The sequence below is a fragment of the Streptomyces lothianensis genome (assembly GCF_047779955.1).
In the GTDB taxonomy this organism is placed as follows: Bacteria; Actinomycetota; Actinomycetes; order Streptomycetales; family Streptomycetaceae; genus Streptomyces.
Genome location: NZ_JBLMKT010000072.1, coordinates 83,816 through 99,424 on the forward strand (window position 1 = coordinate 83,816; position 15,609 = coordinate 99,424).

General features: G+C 72.2%; 11 protein-coding genes. 1 reads left to right on the top strand and 10 read right to left on the bottom strand.

Going from position 1 to position 15,609, the window contains the following annotated elements; translation table 11 throughout:
* Window positions 1–18: 18 nt before the first annotated feature.
* The 5 genes from ACLF6P_RS25075 to ACLF6P_RS25095 all read right to left on the bottom strand — a co-directional run bounded on the left by ACLF6P_RS25075 (window position 19) and on the right by ACLF6P_RS25095 (window position 8,256).
* On the bottom strand, window positions 19–1,347 hold the full coding sequence (locus tag ACLF6P_RS25075) for a nucleotide sugar dehydrogenase (RefSeq protein ID WP_415953159.1): 1,329 nt from the start codon (window positions 1,345–1,347) through the stop codon (window positions 19–21).
* A gap of 100 nt (window positions 1,348–1,447) precedes the next feature.
* Window positions 1,448–2,911 (bottom strand): sugar transferase, encoded by a 1,464-nt coding sequence (locus ACLF6P_RS25080; protein WP_415953161.1) that lies wholly within the window; start codon window positions 2,909–2,911, stop codon window positions 1,448–1,450.
* A 544-nt stretch (window positions 2,912–3,455) separates the two neighbouring features.
* Entirely contained in the window at window positions 3,456–4,256 is an 801-nt protein-coding gene (gene xdhC / locus ACLF6P_RS25085; protein ID WP_415953163.1) for a xanthine dehydrogenase accessory protein XdhC, read from the bottom strand.
* A 1-nt stretch (window position 4,257) separates the two neighbouring features.
* Window positions 4,258–6,738, bottom strand: a complete 2,481-nt coding sequence (xdhB, locus tag ACLF6P_RS25090) for a xanthine dehydrogenase molybdopterin binding subunit (protein WP_415953165.1) — start codon at window positions 6,736–6,738, stop codon at window positions 4,258–4,260.
* 3 nt (window positions 6,739–6,741) lie between these two features.
* Window positions 6,742–8,256, bottom strand: a complete 1,515-nt coding sequence (locus tag ACLF6P_RS25095) for a xanthine dehydrogenase small subunit (RefSeq protein ID WP_415953311.1) — start codon at window positions 8,254–8,256, stop codon at window positions 6,742–6,744.
* Window positions 8,257–8,733: 477 nt separating this feature from the next.
* On the opposite strand from ACLF6P_RS25095, the gene ACLF6P_RS25100 reads away from it, so the two are divergent.
* A complete protein-coding gene (locus ACLF6P_RS25100) occupies window positions 8,734–9,543 on the top strand; it encodes an endonuclease/exonuclease/phosphatase family protein (RefSeq protein ID WP_415953312.1) in 810 nt (269 codons plus the stop codon).
* Between the two features lie 68 nt (window positions 9,544–9,611).
* Here ACLF6P_RS25100 and ACLF6P_RS25105 read toward each other — a convergent pair whose 3' ends face one another.
* The 5 genes from ACLF6P_RS25105 to ACLF6P_RS25125 all read right to left on the bottom strand — a co-directional run bounded on the left by ACLF6P_RS25105 (window position 9,612) and on the right by ACLF6P_RS25125 (window position 15,491).
* Entirely contained in the window at window positions 9,612–10,295 is a 684-nt protein-coding gene (locus ACLF6P_RS25105) for a TOPRIM nucleotidyl transferase/hydrolase domain-containing protein (RefSeq protein WP_415953167.1), read from the bottom strand.
* 154 nt (window positions 10,296–10,449) lie between these two features.
* The gene (locus ACLF6P_RS25110) at window positions 10,450–11,382 is read right to left on the bottom strand and encodes a GNAT family N-acetyltransferase (RefSeq protein WP_415953169.1); all 933 of its coding nucleotides are present in this window, start codon (window positions 11,380–11,382) and stop codon (window positions 10,450–10,452) included.
* A gap of 75 nt (window positions 11,383–11,457) precedes the next feature.
* A complete protein-coding gene (locus ACLF6P_RS25115; RefSeq protein WP_415953171.1) occupies window positions 11,458–12,786 on the bottom strand; it encodes a vWA domain-containing protein in 1,329 nt (442 codons plus the stop codon).
* On the bottom strand, window positions 12,783–14,042 hold the full coding sequence (locus tag ACLF6P_RS25120; RefSeq protein WP_415953172.1) for an AAA family ATPase: 1,260 nt from the start codon (window positions 14,040–14,042) through the stop codon (window positions 12,783–12,785). Before ACLF6P_RS25120 ends, ACLF6P_RS25115 begins: the two co-directional genes overlap by 4 nt.
* Window positions 14,043–14,123: 81 nt before the next feature.
* The gene (locus ACLF6P_RS25125) at window positions 14,124–15,491 is read right to left on the bottom strand and encodes a hypothetical protein (protein ID WP_415953173.1); all 1,368 of its coding nucleotides are present in this window, start codon (window positions 15,489–15,491) and stop codon (window positions 14,124–14,126) included.
* Between the last annotated feature and the right edge of the window lie 118 nt (window positions 15,492–15,609).

Consider the following 15,609-nt stretch of genomic DNA (forward strand, 5'->3'; position numbering starts at 1 on the left):
GACCCGCCGGTCGAGGAGTCACCAGACAAGGCCCACGTACCCAGGTTCGGCCCGGCGCTCGGCGGCGTCGGGGATGCGGACGAGATCGATCAGGAACGGTCCTTCGTCGCCCCGGGGCAGGGCGTCGAGGACCGCCGGGTCCTTGGTGCCGACGAGGCACACCTCGCTGTGGTCGAGCACCTCGTCGACGGAGTCCACGAGGAGTTGGGCGATATGGGGCACCCGGGTCTCGACGTACTCCCGGTTGGCGCCGAGCAGCCGCGAGAGGCTGACGTTGGCATCGTGGATCCTCAGCTCGTACCCCTTCCCGATGAGGCGTTCGGCGAGTTCGACGAGCGGGCTCTCGCGCAGGTCGTCGGTGCCGGGTTTGAAGGAGAGGCCGAGCAGGCCCACGCGTCGCCTGCCGGTGCGTTCGACCAGTTCGACGGCGCGCTGCAGATGGTCGGAGTTGGAGGGCAGGACGTGGGACAGGATCGGCACGGAGACATCGGCCCGCCGTGCCGCGTGCACCAGGCTGCGCAGGTCCTTGGGCAGGCAGGAGCCGCCGAAGGCGAAGCCGGGGCGCAGATAGGCCGGGCTGATGTTGAGTTTGCGGTCGGCGAGGAAGACGTCCATCACCTGGTGCGGGTCGACGCCCAGGGCCTGGCACACCGCGCCGAGTTCGTTGGCGAAGCCGATCTTGAGGCCGTGGAAGGCGTTGTCCGCGTACTTGATCGCCTCGGCCGTCGGCACCGGCACCCGGAACACCTCGCCGGGCAGGCCCTCGTACAGGGCGGCGACCGCCTCGCCGCTCACCGGGTCGAGTTCACCGATCACGGTCTTCGGCGGATCGAAGAAGTCGCGCACGCTGGTGCCTTCACGCAGGAACTCCGGGTTGACCGCGACACCGAAGTCCACTCCGGCGGTCAGCCCGGAATGCTTCTCCAGGATCGGCACGAGCAGGTTCATGCAGGTGCCGGGGAGCATGGTGCTGCGGTAGACGACGGTGTGCCGCGCCGCCGCGGCGTCCCGTTCGGCGAGTGCCGCGCCGATCTGTTCGGTGACCCGCTCCAGATACGTGGTGCACAGGCTGCCGTTGGGCTCCGAGGGGGTGCCCACGCAGACCAGCGTCACCTCGCTGCCCAGGACGGCCGCACGCACGTCGGTGGTGGCGGTCAGCGCTCCGCTTGCGACGACCTCGGCGGTCAGTTCGCCGATCCGCTCCTCGACCACCGGCGCCCTGCCCGCGCGCACCAGGTCGACCTTGGCCGGGCTGATGTCCACGCCGACGACCTCGTGCCCCCGGCTCGCCAGGCACGCGGCCGATACACAGCCCACGTAGCCGAGCCCCAGAACGCTGATCCTCATCTCCCGTACCTCCCCCTCGGCAGGCCCGGCGGGCCCGCGGTCCGTGCACCGGTCCGGGATGGCGCCGCCGTGCGGCGTTCCGGTACGGCGCCCTCGCATGTCAGTAGGCCCCTTGGCCCTGGATCACCGCACGCAGCGTCTTCCAGAGGATCACCGCGTCCAGGGCGAGCGACCAGTCCTCCACGTAGCGCAGGTCCAGACGGACCGCCTCCTCCCAGGGCAGGTCGCTGCGGCCGCTGATCTGCCACAGCCCGGTCAGGCCCGGTTTGACGAGCAGCCGCCGCCGGATGTCCGGTCCGTACGCGGCGGACTCCTCGGGCAGCGGCGGCCGCGGGCCGACCAGCGACATCGACCCGGTGAGTACGTTGAGCAGCTGCGGCAGTTCGTCGAGCGAGTACCGCCGCAACACCGCGCCGACGCGGGTCACGCGCGGATCGCGGCGTAGCTTGAACAGCAGGCCCGCGCCTTCGTTGCGCTCGGCCAGTTCGGCGCGGTGGCTGTGGGCGCCGGTGACCATGGTGCGGAATTTGAAGATGGTGAACTCGCGGCCGTCCTTGCCGACCCTGCGCTGGCGGTAGAGCGCGCCGCCGCGGCTGTCCATGAGGACAAGGAGCGCGACCAGCAGCATCACGGGTGAGAGCAGCACGAGCAGGACCGCCGCGCCCAGCCGGTCGGCGATCGCCTTGACGATCCGTCGGCCGCCGGTGAAGACCGGCATGCTGACCTCGAGCAGCGGAATGCCGAGCACCGCATTGACCTGTAGGCGGGGCCCAGCCACTTCCATGAGGATGGGGGCCACGACCATCTCCGCCTCGCTGCCTTCCAGGTTCCAGGCGAGGCGCTGCAGGCGCTCGGGAGACCAGTGCGCGTCCGGGGTGACGGCGACGACCCGGTAGCCGTCACGGCGGACGTGCCGGGCGACATCGCTGAGGCGTCCCACGACGGGCACCCCGTCCAGGTCGGCGCCTTCGCCGCCGGGGCCGTCCGGAATGCACACCGCCTCCACCCGCCAGCCGAGGTGCGGGTACTTGCGGGTGCGTTCGATCAGATCGCGCACGGTCGCGGCGCTGCCGGCGGCGAGCACGGGGCGCAGGCAGCGGCCCAGCTTGCGCTGTGCGTGCAGCCGGCGGCGCAGCAGATAGCGCACGGTCATGGTGACGAGCACCATCGCCGGGATCGCGACGAAGATCCAGAGTTTGATGTTGCGTGAGGTGAAGGCGATCCCGACGAGTGAGAGGACGACGGCCGCCATGAACACCGCCCGTCCCAGACGGCGGAACTCCTCGGCGCCCTGGCCGAGTACTCCCGGCGCCCAGCAGCGGCTCACCATGAGGGCGCCCAGGACGAGGAGTTCGGTGCCGAAGGCGAGTATGATCCACTTCTCGTACCAGTCGGCTTCGTCCCGTACCCCGAAGAAGCCGCCGATGCCCGCCACGACGAAGGCCGTGGCCAGGAAGTCCGCGATGATCACGGTGCGGCGGTAGCCCTGTTCCCAGTCGTCCGCGGGCCGTTGGACGGCCCCGGCCGCCGACCGGCCCCCTACCGGTGGCAGGGGGTCGCTCACCCCTGCCGGTACCGGTGGAAGGGGGTCGGCAACCCCTCCTTCACGCACTCCCCCGCGCAGTTCGCCAGTGCGTTCGACGTGCTCGCCCAACACGGTTCCTCCCCCCGGGAGGCAGGGCCTCCCGCACTGTTGCTCCCACGGGAGGTCCCCGCCCCCCGTTACGCGCCGCTCGTTTCCTCGCGAAGCCCCCGCTCCACCCCGTGCCTTGCGCCGGTCACACAGTCGTCAGTGGTCTGTACCGTGCTCGGACTCCGCTGCGAGTCCACTCCGCATCATGTCCCAGTCATGTCCGAGTCATGATGTGTGTCGTGTTCTGTACCGCCGTGCCAAAAGCTCACGCTTTGTCGTTCGTGTCCCCGGCGTGTGATGCGACAATCTAGACCATCAGGGCCCGCCTGGAGAGGGGGTTGTGTGCAATTTGTGCTCAACCTTTGAAGCGGGGAACACGGTTCACCACCTTCACACATCCGCGCCCTCGAGTGGAAGATCGCCGTTCACCTGCGAGGACGCCGGGGACACGGTGGCAGTACGGGGAAAACCGCGCTCAGGCCTCGAAGGAACGCAGTAGATCCGCCGCGACGCTCACGGCGATGGTCGCGGGATCCTTGGCGCCGATTCCGTCGAGTCCGATCGGTGTCTTGATCCGATCGATGGCGGACGCGCCGTGACCGCCTTCGGTGGCGAGCCGCTTGCGGAATCTCGCCCACTTCGCGGCCGAACCGATCAGCCCGATCGAGCCGAGCCGCGGGGTGCGCAGGGCCGCATCGCACAGCGCGGCGTCCTCGGCGTGGTCGTGGGTCATGATCAGTACGTGGGTGCCGTGCGGCAGTTGGCCGAGGACCTCTTCGGGCAGCAGCGGCGTGTGGTGGACATGAACCTGGGCGACGGAGTCCGCGAGGACGCCGAGCCGCTCCTCGGTGAGCTGCTCGGAGCGGCTGTCGACGAGGTGCAGATCGAGGTCCTGGCGGGCCAGAATGCGGGCGAGTTCCAGGCCCACATGGCCGAGGCCGAAAACCGCCACCGCCTCGGTCACCGGCAGCGGTTCGAGCAGCACCTGGACGGTGCCGCCGCAGCACTGCACTCCGTGCCGGTTGGTGACCTTGTCGTTCAGCGCGAAGTCCATCAGCTCCGGCTCCACGGCGCCCGCCTGGATCAGTTCCCGTGCCCGGTCGATCGACACGGCCTCCACGTTCCCGCCGCCGATCGAGCCCCAGGTGCCGTCCCGTCCCACGACGAGTTTCGCGCCGGCCTCGCGCGGGGCGTGACCGCGCACGGTCGCGACGGTCACGAGCACGCCCGGTTCGCGGCGTGCCCGAAGCCGTGCGACCGCGGCGATCCACGCCATGTCAGGCACCGCTCAGGGCTGCGGCCGCGGCTCCGGTGCTCCCGGTGCCGTCGGTGGCATCGGCATGGGTCGCCTCGGCCTCCGTGCCGGTCGCATCGGTATCGGTATCGGCATCGGCATCGGCATCGAGGATCCCGGTGCCGGCGGATTCGGCCGCCTGACCGCGGGCCGCTTCGATCGCCCAGTACACCGCCTCCGGCGTCGCGGGCGAGGCGAGTTCGATGCTCGCACCGGCCGGACCGAATGCGGCGGCCGCCTCGCGGAGCGCCTCGCGTACGGAGAAGGCAAGCATCAGCGGCGGCTCCCCCACGGCCTTGGACCCGTAGACGGCGCCCTCCTCGGTGGCGTTCTCCATGAGGGTGACATGGAATTCCTCGGGCATCTCCGAGAAGCTCGGCAGCTTGTAGGTGCTCGCCGCCTGGGTGAGCAGGCGCCCGCGCCCCGGCCCGTCCCCCGCGTCCCAGCGCATGTCCTCGAGCGTCAGCCAGCCCGCGCCCTGCACGAAGCCGCCTTCGACCTGCCCGATGTCGATCATCGGCGAGAGACTGTCGCCGACGTCGTGCACGATGTCGACCCGCCGGATCCGGTACGCGCCGGTGAACCCGTCGACCTCGACCTCGGCCGCCGCGGCACCGTAGGAGAAGTACTTGAACGGCGAGCCGTGGAACGTCTTCGCATCCCAGTGCAGCCCCTCGGTCCGGTAGAAACCGGCGGCCGAGAGCTGCACCCGCTGGAAGTACGCGGTGCGCACCAGGTCGTCCCAGGCCAGCTCCTCCGCGCTGCCGAGCGCGCGGGCCACGCCGGCCACGATCCGTACGTCCGAGGCGTTCGCGCCGAGCCGTGTGGCGGCCACCTGGAGCAGCCGCCCGCGCAGCTGCTCGCAGGCGTTCTTGACCGCGGCGCCGTTCAGGTCGGCCCCTGAACTCGCGGCCGTCGCCGAGGTGTTGGGCACCTTGTCGGTGCGGGTCGGGGCGAGGCGGACCTTGTGCAGCGGAATGCCGAGGGTGGTCGCGGCCACCTGGAGCATCTTGGTGTGCAGACCCTGGCCCATCTCGGTGCCGCCGTGGTTGATCAGGACGGAGCCGTCCTTGTAGATCAGCACGAGGGCGCCGCCCTGGTTGAAGGCGGTCAGGTTGAAGGAGATGCCGAATTTGATGCCGGTGAGCGCGAGCGCCCGCTTGGTGTGCGGATGCGCGGCGTTGAAGGCGGCGATCTCGCACCGGCGTTCGGCGAGCGAGCCGTTCTCCTTGACCTGCTCCCAGACGGCGGGGATCCGTTCGGGATGGGTGACCTGCTGCCCGTACGGGGTGCAGTGGCCCGCGCGGTAGAAGTTCCACTCGCGCAGCTCGGTGGGGTCGAGGCCGAGCAGGGGCGCGCAGCGACCCATGATGTCCTCGATGACCAGCATGCCCTGGGGCCCGCCGAAGCCACGGAAGGCGGTGTTGGAGACCTTGTTGGTCTTCGCGATCCGGCCTTCGACGCGGGCGTTGGGGATCCAGTAGGTGTTGTCGATGTGGCAGAGCGCCCGGGCCACGACGGGTTCGGAGAGGTCGAGGCTCCAGCCGCCGTCGGCGGTGAGGGTGGCGTCGAGGGCCTGGATGCGGCCCTCGGCGTCGAAGCCGATCCTCCAGCGGGCGTGGAATCCGTGCCGTTTCCCGGACATGGTGAGGTCCTGGGTGCGGTTGAGGCGCAGCCGCACCGGGCGGCCGGTCAGTCGCGCGCCGAGCGCGGCGACGGCGGCGAAGCCGTGCGGCTGCATCTCCTTGCCGCCGAAGCCGCCGCCCATGCGCAGGCACTGCACGGTGACCTCGTGGCTGCTGAGCCCGAGAACATGCGCGACGATCTCCTGGGTCTCGGAGGGGTGCTGGGTGCTGCTCTGCACGAACACCTGCCCGGACTCGTCGAGTCGGGCGAGCGCCGCATGCGTCTCCAGGTAGAAGTGCTCCTGGTCGGAGAACTGGAACTCGCCGCTGAACACGTGCGCCGAGTCGGCGAATCCGGCGTCGAGGTCGCCGGTGCGCATCACGGGCCGTGCACCGTGGAAGCTGTCGCCCGCGATCGCCTCCTCCAAGGTGATCACCGATGGCAGCTCCTCGACCTCCACCACGACGGCCTCCGCTCCGAGCCGGGCCGCCTCCAGGCTCTCGCCGAGCACCCAGGCGACCGCGTGGCCGTGGAACATGACCTCGTCGGGGAAGAGCGGCTCGTCGTGCTTCATGCCCGCGTCGTTGACTCCGGGCACGTCCGCGCCGGTCAGCACCCGTACGACACCGGGGACCGCGAGCGCGGGCGCGGTGTCGAGGGCGGTGATACGGCCATGGGCCGTCCTGGCCTGGACCGGGTGGGCGTGCAGGACGTCCTTGGTGCGCTGCACCAGGTCGTCGGTGTACAGCGCGGTGCCGGTGACGTGCTGGTGGGCGCTCTCGTGCGGCAGCGGAAGGCCGACCACGGGCTGTTCGGGGCGCTCGGACAGGTGGCTCATGGCTTATGCCCCCTCGGTGATCGGTGCGTTCGGCTGCTCGGCGAACAGCTTCTTCAGGCTCTGGCCGAGCATCGCGCTGCGGTACAGGGAGCTGGCGCGGTGGTCGTCCATCGGTGTTCCCTCGCCGCGCAGCACCCGGGCGGCGTTCTCGACGGTCCCGGCGGTCCAGGGCTCGCCCTCCAGGACCGCCTCGGTGGCGCGGGCGCGGATCGGGGTGGCGGCGACTCCGCCGAGTCCGATCCGGGCGGTGCGGACGGTCCCGTCCTCGATGTCGAGGGCGAAGGCGACGGCGACGCTGGAGATGTCGTCGAAGCGCCGCTTGGCGATCTTGTGGAAGGCCGTGACCGGTGCGAGCGGGCGCGGGATCCGGACCGAGCGGATGAGTTCGCCGGGGCGGCGCACGCTCTGCCGGTAGCCGGTGAAGTAGTCGGCGAGCGGCACTTCGCGCTCGCCGTCCGCGTCGGCGAGCACCAGGGAGGCTTCGAGGGCAAGCAGTACCGGCGGGCCGTCGCCGATCGGGGAACCTGTGCCGAGGTTGCCGCCGAGGGTGGCTCCGTTGCGGATCAGCCGGGAGGCGAACTGCGGGAACAGCTCGGCGAGCAACGGCACTTCGCCGTCGAGGCGGCGCTCGATCTCGGTGAGGGTGAGGGCCGCGCCGATCTCGATGTGCTCGGATTCGATGCGCAGGTCGCGCAGTTCGGGCAGCCGGTCGACCGCGACGACGTGCTCCGCCCTGCGGGAGCGGATGTTCACCTCAACGCCCCAGTCGGTGGAGCCGGCGACCACCACCGCTTCGGGCCGTTCCCGCAGCAGCCGCAGGGTTTCGGCCAGGGTGTCCCTGCGCTCGAAGGTCCTGCCGTCCTGGGTGTACGCGGTGGAGGCCGGCGCGGGCGGGGCCTGGTCGCGGCGGCGGGCGAGCTCGTCGTCTGCGGCGGGGGCGCCGACGGCGAAGGCCGCGTCGCGGATGGGGCGGTAGCCGGTGCAGCGGCAGAGGTTTCCGCTCAGGGCGTGCAGGTCGAACCCGTTGGGCCCGTGCTCCGGGTCGCTGTGCGCGGCCTCCTGGTCGCCGCGTGCGGCCGCATGGTCGCCGTGCGGGGCCTCCTGGCCGCTGTGCGTCTGGCCCGTCGCGCAGCAGCGGTCGGGGCGGTAGTACTCGGCAGCCATGCTGCAGACGAAGCCGGGCGTGCAGTAGCCGCACTGGGAGCCGCCGCGCTGCGCCATCTCCTCCTGGACGGGGTGCAGATCACCGGCGGCGGAGGCGAGGCCTTCGGAGGTGACGACCTCCTGGCCGTCGAGGGCCGCGGCGGGGACGAGGCAGGCGTTGAGGGCCACCCAGTCGGTGGGCCGGTCGACGCCCGGGCGGGCCACGAGCACCGAGCAGGCGCCGCATTCGCCCTCGGCGCAGCCCTCCTTGGTGCCGGTGAGACCGCGCTCGCGCAGGAAGTCGAGCGCGGTGGTGTGGGGTGGTGCCGGGGCGAGCGGTGTCGGCTTCCCGTTGACAGTGATACGGGCCAAGATCGGGCCAGCTTTCTGTGTCGGCCCGCGCGGCAGGGGCGCGGCGGGCGCGGGGCGGGTACGCGCGGGCGTACGCGCCGGGGAAAGGGTGTGGGGAACGGGCCTGGAGGGTGCCGTCGGCAGGGCACGGACAGTGCTCGCAGAGGGACACGGCGTGCCCGCGGCGGAGTCCGGAGGGTGCCTCAGCAGGGCACTGCGCGCGGCGGGGTCAGCAGCCGTGGGCGATACGGCCAGGGACCCACGCGGTGCGCTGGGCGAGGCGGCCGAGGTCGGAGTAGGTGTTCATCCGGGGCTCGCCTCCTTTGCGCCGTCACAGGTCAGAGGCCCGCAACGTAGTCGCTCGCGCCGTGAGGGGTCAAGGGGTGCCCGGCGCGGCGGTGCGCGTGGGGCTTCGCATAGCCTCGTAGTAGGGAGTCAAGGAGGGTGACGGTGTCCAGAACGGGTGTGCGCTGGCTCGCGGGGGCCTTCGTCCTCGCGCTGATGGCCCTGACCGGCCCCAGCACGCCGGGCGGCCCGCTCGCTGCGCGGCCGCTGTCGCCCGACGCGGTCCGCGAGGTCGTCCCGAACCGGGTCATGACCTGGAACATCTGCAATCCCTGCAATGACACCGGTTTCAATGTGGGCCGCGCCGAGGAGATCGCGAAGTACGCGCCGCAGGTCGTCGCGCTGCAGGAGGCCTGTGTCCGGGACGTCAAGGCGATCCGGGACCATCTGGAGAACCTGCACGGCCTCGACTACCACGTCGCCTACGGCTCGGTCATGACCAGCTGGAACCGCTGCGGCGGCCTCCCCTGGGACCCGGGCGGCTTCGGTCAGGCCCTCCTGACGGCGGCGCCGGCCACCGACACGGTGAACGTCGAGTATCCCGACGGGGGTTCCGAGGACCGCGGCTATCTGGCGGTCACGACGGAGGTGGACGGCGAGGCCGTACGGGTCTTCGCCACGCATCTGGCCCAGCGGCAGCAGGCGGAGGTCCGCGCCGAGCAGGCCGCCGTGCTCGCCACCGAGGTCTCCCGCCACGAACGCGCCATCGTGCTGGGCGACTTCAACGCGCGGCCCGGCAGCACCGAGCTGGCCGTGCTGTGGGAGCTGGCCGAGGACGGCGATGCGCAGTGCAATCCCACGGCGCCCGTCAGCGGGGTCTGCGAGCCGACCACCGACTGGATGAGCAAGTTCGACTACACCTTCCTCCGGGGAGTGGCCGCCGTCGGCAACGGGGTGCAGCTCAGCCCGTATTCGGACCACAACCTGGTGTACACCGACGTGGAACTGGCCGCGCCCACGGCGTAGCGGCGCGACAGCGGCCCGGAACCGATGACTGCCGGGCGGATCCGGCGGCCGCCGGGCGGATCCGGCGGCTACGGAGCGGAATGATCCGCCTGGACGTGCGCGAGCAGCCGCTCCAGCGGGCGCGGAATCCGGTCCGGGTCGAGGGACCGCACCATGGCGTGCGCGTACTGGGACTTGCGGCCCGCATGGGTGCCCATGAAGCGGCGCAGCTGCTGGTCGATGCTGCGCCCGCGGTGGAAGGGCTGGTTCTGGAAGGTGCGGAAGGGCCGCAGCTCGTCCTCCGACTCGATGACCTGCTCCACCCCGGCCGGTCCGAGCGCGCGGATCAGCTCGTCCTCCAGGTCCTTCTCGCAGACGTAGAAACCGAGGGACTCCAGCTCCTCGCGGGTGTGCGCGATGCCGAACCCTTCGCGTTCCAGGGCCCGTTGGAAGTGGCGCACCTCCCCCGCATCGCACAGTCCGGTCGTGGGGAGCCCGAGCCCCTGGGGCCCGCAGCGGGCGAGGAAGTGGCCGATATTGGTCGCGCCGCCGAGCGGGATCACCGCGATCGACTCGGCCGCGAGATCGCGTCCGCGGCGCGCTGCCAGGGCGTCGAGGGCGCGCACATCGCTGTCGCCCTCGACCAGGACGACGGTGCGCAGCCCGATCCGTTCCGCGAGTTCGCCGGCCCGCGCACCGGCCGCCGACTCCTCCCCCGCCGGCCGTGCTGCCCACTGGGTGACCGCGCTACGGAACTGTCCCATGTCGTTCATGGATCCAGTCTCGCAGCGCGGCCGCCCAGGAGGCCAAGGCTATTTGCGCGCATCGGCGCCTTGTGGCGGGTCACGTGCGGCGGGCCCATGACATCGGCGTCGCCGTGGGCGGCCGCGCCGAAGCCGGCGGTGGGCTTGCGTCTCGCCCACCCCCTCATACCGGGATGATCACTTCCCAGGTGTCCACCGCGCAGTCCGGCCGCATCCCATGACGCGCGTAGAGCGCGGGCGCCCCGGTGGAGTTCTCGGTGTCGACGCCGAGTCCGATCCGCTCGCGTCCGAGGCCCGCGTAGTACCAGAAGGCGTAGCGCAGCAGATAGCCGGCGATGCCCCGGCCGCGGGCCGCGCGCAGCACCCCGAGGTTGCTGATCCAGCCGGTCCCGATGCCGTCGTTGCGGGTGCGGATCGCCGCGACGTCGCCCAGTGACTCCTCCCGGGCGATCCAGATCAGCGAGAAGTCGGCGTGGTCCGCGTCGATGTCGTGGAGCCACTGCTCGTACGTGCGCGGCTGGTGGTCGAAGTGTTCGGCGAAGGACTCCTGCAGCAGCGCGTGTACGGTCCGCCGGTCGGCCTCGTCGGCGCAGGGCCGCAGACACACCCCGGGCAGCGGTTCGGGCATGGTGTCCTCGGCGGGTGACAGGGCGCGCTCCAGCACGTGGTACCGGCGTACGGTCCGCCAGCCGCGTGCGCGCAGCACCGCCTGGTCGGCCGTGGTGTTGCTGTGCAGCCCCTGGTGCACGACCGCCCGGCGGGCGCCGTTGGCCGCGGCGCGTTCGACGGCTCTGGCCTCCGTCAACTCCAGGAGCGTGCGGGTGGCTTCCGCGCTTCCGGGCAGCAGGAAGAGGTCCGCGTCGATCCGTTCGCCGCCGGACTCGTCCCACAGCAGCGCGTAGCCGACCAGCCGTTCGTTCTCGTGAAGGAGCCAGGAGTCCCGTCGCAGATCGACCTCGGGATGCTTCCACTCGGCGAGGATCTCGCCCACCGCCGTCTCGCGGCGGCCCACCTCGATCTCGTCCACATCGTTGAGCAGCACACAGACGGCGTCCGCATCGTCGAGACTCGCGGGCCGCACGCTCAGAGTCGTCATGCGGCTCACTCTCGGCCGCCGGGCGGGTCGCCGCAACGCAGTTTTCCCGCACCGCAGGAAGCCCCCGCCCACCGGCTAGCCGATCTCCACGGTCTTCGCCCAGCCCGGCACGGGATCCGGTACGTACCCGCTGTCGTCGTCCTCGTCGTAGCCGGACCGCGGGAAGAGCCCGACGACCGTCCGGCACGGGGGTGCCTGCGCGGGCCAAGGGGTCTGGCCGTCCGTCAGCGCGACGATCACGTCCGGTTTCGGGCCGCCGCGCAGCACCTTCGCGAAGCCGGCGCGCAGATCCGTGCCTCCGCCGCCGAGCAGCGGGATGCCCGCGCCGCGGCACAGCGGGTGCACGAGGCGCGCCGAGGCATCGCAGGGCACCACGTTCACGAGGTCGCGGCGGCCACCCAGCGTGCGCGAGATGGCGGCGACTTCGAGGAGCGCCGAGCCGAGTTCCGCATCGCTGACCGAGCCCGAGGTGTCGATGATGATGCTGACGCGGGGCGGACGGCGGCGAAGGCTCGGCAGGATGATGCCGGGCAGGCTCACGGAGCGCCGCGAGGGTCTGCCGTACGTGTAGTTCTCGCCCGCCCCGGGTACCGAGGCGGCCGAGCGGATCGCCGCGCCGAGCAGCTCGCGCCAGGGCTGCGGCGGGTGCAGCGCCTGTTCCGCCCAGCGTTCCCAGGCCTTCGAAGCGCGGCCGGGCCGCCCCTTGATGCCCTGCGCCACCCGGTAGCGCACCAGGTCCCGTTCCTGCGCGCTCAGTCCGCTCGCCCCGTCGGGTCCGAGGTCCCAGGGCCGTTCGTGTCCGTCGGCGCCGCTGCCGCAGTCGAGCCAGGCGAAACGCTCGGTGCCGGGGCCGAGGCGGAACTGGCCCAGGTACTCCTCCATCAGCTGCCCGTCGGCCAGTCGCAGGGTGCTGGGCCACACCGCCCCCTTGGGCGGCACCAGGCCGTCCCCGTACGCATCGTCGTTGATCTCGCAGTCCGCCGCGATGTTCATCCGCAGCCGCTCGGCCGAGCCGCTCAGCCCGTGCCGCCGGGCGTACCGGTCGCCGCGGCCGTGGTGGTCCCGCAGCAGATGCGAGACCTCGTGCACCCAGACGGAGGCGAGTTCCTCGACGGGCATCCGGTCCACGAAGCCGGGGGCGACATAGCAGCGCCAGTGCCGGTCGACCGCCATGGTGGGCACGGACCGTGAGGGGATGACCTGGAGGGCGAACAGGGCAGTCGCCAGATACGGGCGGGCGCGGACCGCCTGCAGCCGGGCCGCGTACAGCTTTCCGGTGTCGAGGCCGGCGTCCTGTCGAGCGTCGGTGCCGGCTTCCTGCCCGGCGTGGGGGCCGGTCTCCGGCCTCGTACGGGGGCCGGACTCGTGGCCGGCGTCCAGGCCGGTCCCCGTATCGCTCCTCATCGGCCCACACCTGCCGCCGCCCCCGCCTTCGCCTTGACCCGGGCCGCCGCATGCTCGGCGCCCCGGGAGACCGAGACCACCCCGGCGAGCTGCTCGATCGCCTCGGGCACCGGCCAGTTCTCGCGCCGCAGCGAGGCGAGCGTGGTCGCCGGAACGACCACGAGGTCCGGCGCCCCGGCCTCCAACGCCCGCACCAGGAGCGCCCAGGCCGCGTCCCAGCGCTCGCGCTCCGGACGCGCCCGTACGGCGGCCACCGCCGAGTCGAGTACGGCCTGCCGCAGGTCACCGCGGTCCGGCAGTTCGGCCGAGGCCGGGTCGGCGAGCAGCAGTTCGGGATCGGGCAGGTCCATCCGGTCGAGGGAGGCGAGCAGTTCGAAACCGGGTCCGTCGCCGACCGTGCCCCGCACGAGGAGCGAGAGCACCTCGCGGGGCGCGTCGGCCGCGGTCGCGAAGGCGATGAGTCGCAGCGTCATCTCCCAGCTGCGCGGCGAGGGCCAGGCGCCGCCGCGCCGGGTCTCGGTGCTCGGCAGCCGGTGCACGAGCCCGGCGCGTGCCGACAGCAGCTCGCAGACGGCGCGCCGGGCGTACGCGACGGCTTCGGGCAGCCGCTGCGGGTCGAGCCTGGGCAGCGTGGCGCGCGGCCAGACCCCGCCGAGGCCCCGGACCACGACCTCCTGGTCGTGCGCCCAGTGCAGATGGACGAACCGGTTGGCCAGTGGCGCGCTCAGCTCCCAGCCGTCGGCGGCCGAGGCGCGCGGATTGGCCGCGGCCACGATCCGGACTCCGTCCGGCAGCCGCAGCGCGCCTATGCGGCGTTCGAGGACGACCCGGAGGAGTGCGGCCTGCACGGCGGGCGGTGCGGTGGACAGCTCGTCGAGGAACAGGAGCCCCTTCCCGGCCCGTACGAGCCGGACGGCCCAGTCCGGCGGGGCCATCGGCACGCCCTGCTCCGCCGGATCGTCGCCGACGATCGGCAGCCCCGCGAAGTCGGAGGGTTCGTGGACGCTCGCGATGACGGTGGTCAGCGGCAGTTCGAGCGCCTCGGCGAGCCGGGTCAGCGCGGCCGTCTTGCCGATCCCGGGCTCGCCCCACAGGAGCACCGGCAGATCGGCGGCGACGGCGAGGGTGAGGGCGGCGAGCTGGTCGTCGGGGCGCGGTTCGGTCGTGGACTCGTCCAGGAGCTTCAGGAGGTCGGCGGCGGTGTCGAGTTCGGGCCTGGCCGGCGGCATGGGCATGGGCATGGGTGCGTGTGTCATGTGGAGATCACCTTGTGTGTACGAGGAGGAGTTCCGGGCCGTACGGGTGTACGCCCGGTGGATCGCCGAAGTCGGCGGAGGTCAGCGCCGGCGGGTGTGGCGCAGGCAGGCGTGGAGCGGGTGAGTGCGCCCGGGGCCGCAGCGGCGGCACCAGTGGTTGCCCGCGGGGAGGTGGCCGGCGAGCCCGGCCCGGTAGAGGCCATGGTCGATGCGCCGGAGCGCCGCGGTCTCCAGGGCCTCGCGCAGCGGCCCTTCGCGCAGGACCGCTTCGGGTCCGAGCAGCCCTTCGACGACGGCGAGCGCGCCTTCCGTATCGCCGTGGGCGAGGCGTTCGCGTACCCCGTCCAGGGCCTCGGGACGGCGGTGGACGACATCGATGGCCTGCAGGCACGGCATCGGCGGACCGCCGAAGGCGGTCAGGAGTTCCTCGCGCCGCAGCTCCTCCGGTTCGTGGTCGAGCGCGGCCAGCCGGCCGTCCACGAAGCCGATGCGGTGCCGTGCCCCTCGGCAGTCGACGAGCTGCGGGGCCCCAAGCTGCTGCGGCGGCCGCCTCCGTACGGGCGCGTCGGTGAGCGCCGTGGCGACCAGCGGGTGCAGCTGCCCGGCGTCGATCAGGCCCGCCCGCAGCAGTTCCAGATCGGGTGGCACCCAGGTGGCGGCATCGGGCAGCAGCGGGTGCTTCTCCGCGGCGGCACGGGTGACCTGTGTGACGCGGCGCTCGCCCGTGTCGATCGCGAGCCGCCGCCCCCGCCCCGCGGACACCACAACCCGCCCTTCGGGCCCGCGCCCCTCGGCGGCAAGCACGCGGCGCGCCTCGTCGGCCCAGCGGTGCACGGCCCAGTTCGGCTCCATGTCCCCCTGGAGCATGAGCGGTTGAGGCTGGCCCATGGCCCGTTCACGCAGCTCACCCGCCCTGCGCGCATCCCACAGATGCCGGTGCAGATCGAGCCGGAAGCGCGCGTTCGGCCGGGGATGGGGATGCGCGGACCCGCGGGGGCGTGCACCGTCCCACACCGTCAGGCTGATGCGCTGCCCGGCTTCCGCCCACGCGGGCGGGGTGCGTACGACGAGATGCGGCCTGCGGCCCGGGATCTCGGTGGCATACCGGGCGAGGGACAGGGTCAGGCCGGGACGGAGCAGCCCGTCGGGGCTGATCCGCGGGAAATGCCAGCGGAGCAGGTCGGGGGCGAAGTGCCGTAGATCGCGGCGGATACGGAGGGCGGTCTCCCGGCCGTACGCACCGGCGATGCGGCGCAGGTCGAGATCGACGTCGACACGGGCGGCCGCGCAGGCGCCCGCCCAGTCGCCGCCGGCACGCCGCTCGGCGGCGGAATCGATCATGGGGGCCGGCACGGCGAACTCGCGCACGCGCAGCCAGCAGGAGAGCCGGGCGGCACCGGACTCGGGTGCGGAGGGGACTTCGGATCGGGTCTCGGTCGCAGTGAGCATCAGCACTCACCTGGAGCGGACGCGACCCCCAATCCGTCGGCGGAGGAAGGAACGTAGGTCATCATCGTCGGCGAGCGTAGCCGCAACTGCGCACCACGCACCATCGATTTATGCGCGC

Coding starts and splice junctions, on each gene's coding strand:
- ACLF6P_RS25105 (WP_415953167.1), bottom strand. CDS start 10,295: ATGAACGACATGGGACAGTTCCGTAGCGCGGTCACCCAGTGGGCAGCA.
- ACLF6P_RS25100 (WP_415953312.1), top strand. CDS start 8,734: ATGGCCCTGACCGGCCCCAGCACGCCGGGCGGCCCGCTCGCTGCGCGG.
- ACLF6P_RS25075 (WP_415953159.1), bottom strand. CDS start 1,347: ATGAGGATCAGCGTTCTGGGGCTCGGCTACGTGGGCTGTGTATCGGCC.
- ACLF6P_RS25110 (WP_415953169.1), bottom strand. CDS start 11,382: ATGACGACTCTGAGCGTGCGGCCCGCGAGTCTCGACGATGCGGACGCC.
- ACLF6P_RS25120 (WP_415953172.1), bottom strand. CDS start 14,042: ATGACACACGCACCCATGCCCATGCCCATGCCGCCGGCCAGGCCCGAA.
- xdhC (WP_415953163.1), bottom strand. CDS start 4,256: ATGGCGTGGATCGCCGCGGTCGCACGGCTTCGGGCACGCCGCGAACCG.
- xdhB (WP_415953165.1), bottom strand. CDS start 6,738: ATGAGCCACCTGTCCGAGCGCCCCGAACAGCCCGTGGTCGGCCTTCCG.
- ACLF6P_RS25125 (WP_415953173.1), bottom strand. CDS start 15,491: ATGCTCACTGCGACCGAGACCCGATCCGAAGTCCCCTCCGCACCCGAG.
- ACLF6P_RS25115 (WP_415953171.1), bottom strand. CDS start 12,786: ATGAGGAGCGATACGGGGACCGGCCTGGACGCCGGCCACGAGTCCGGC.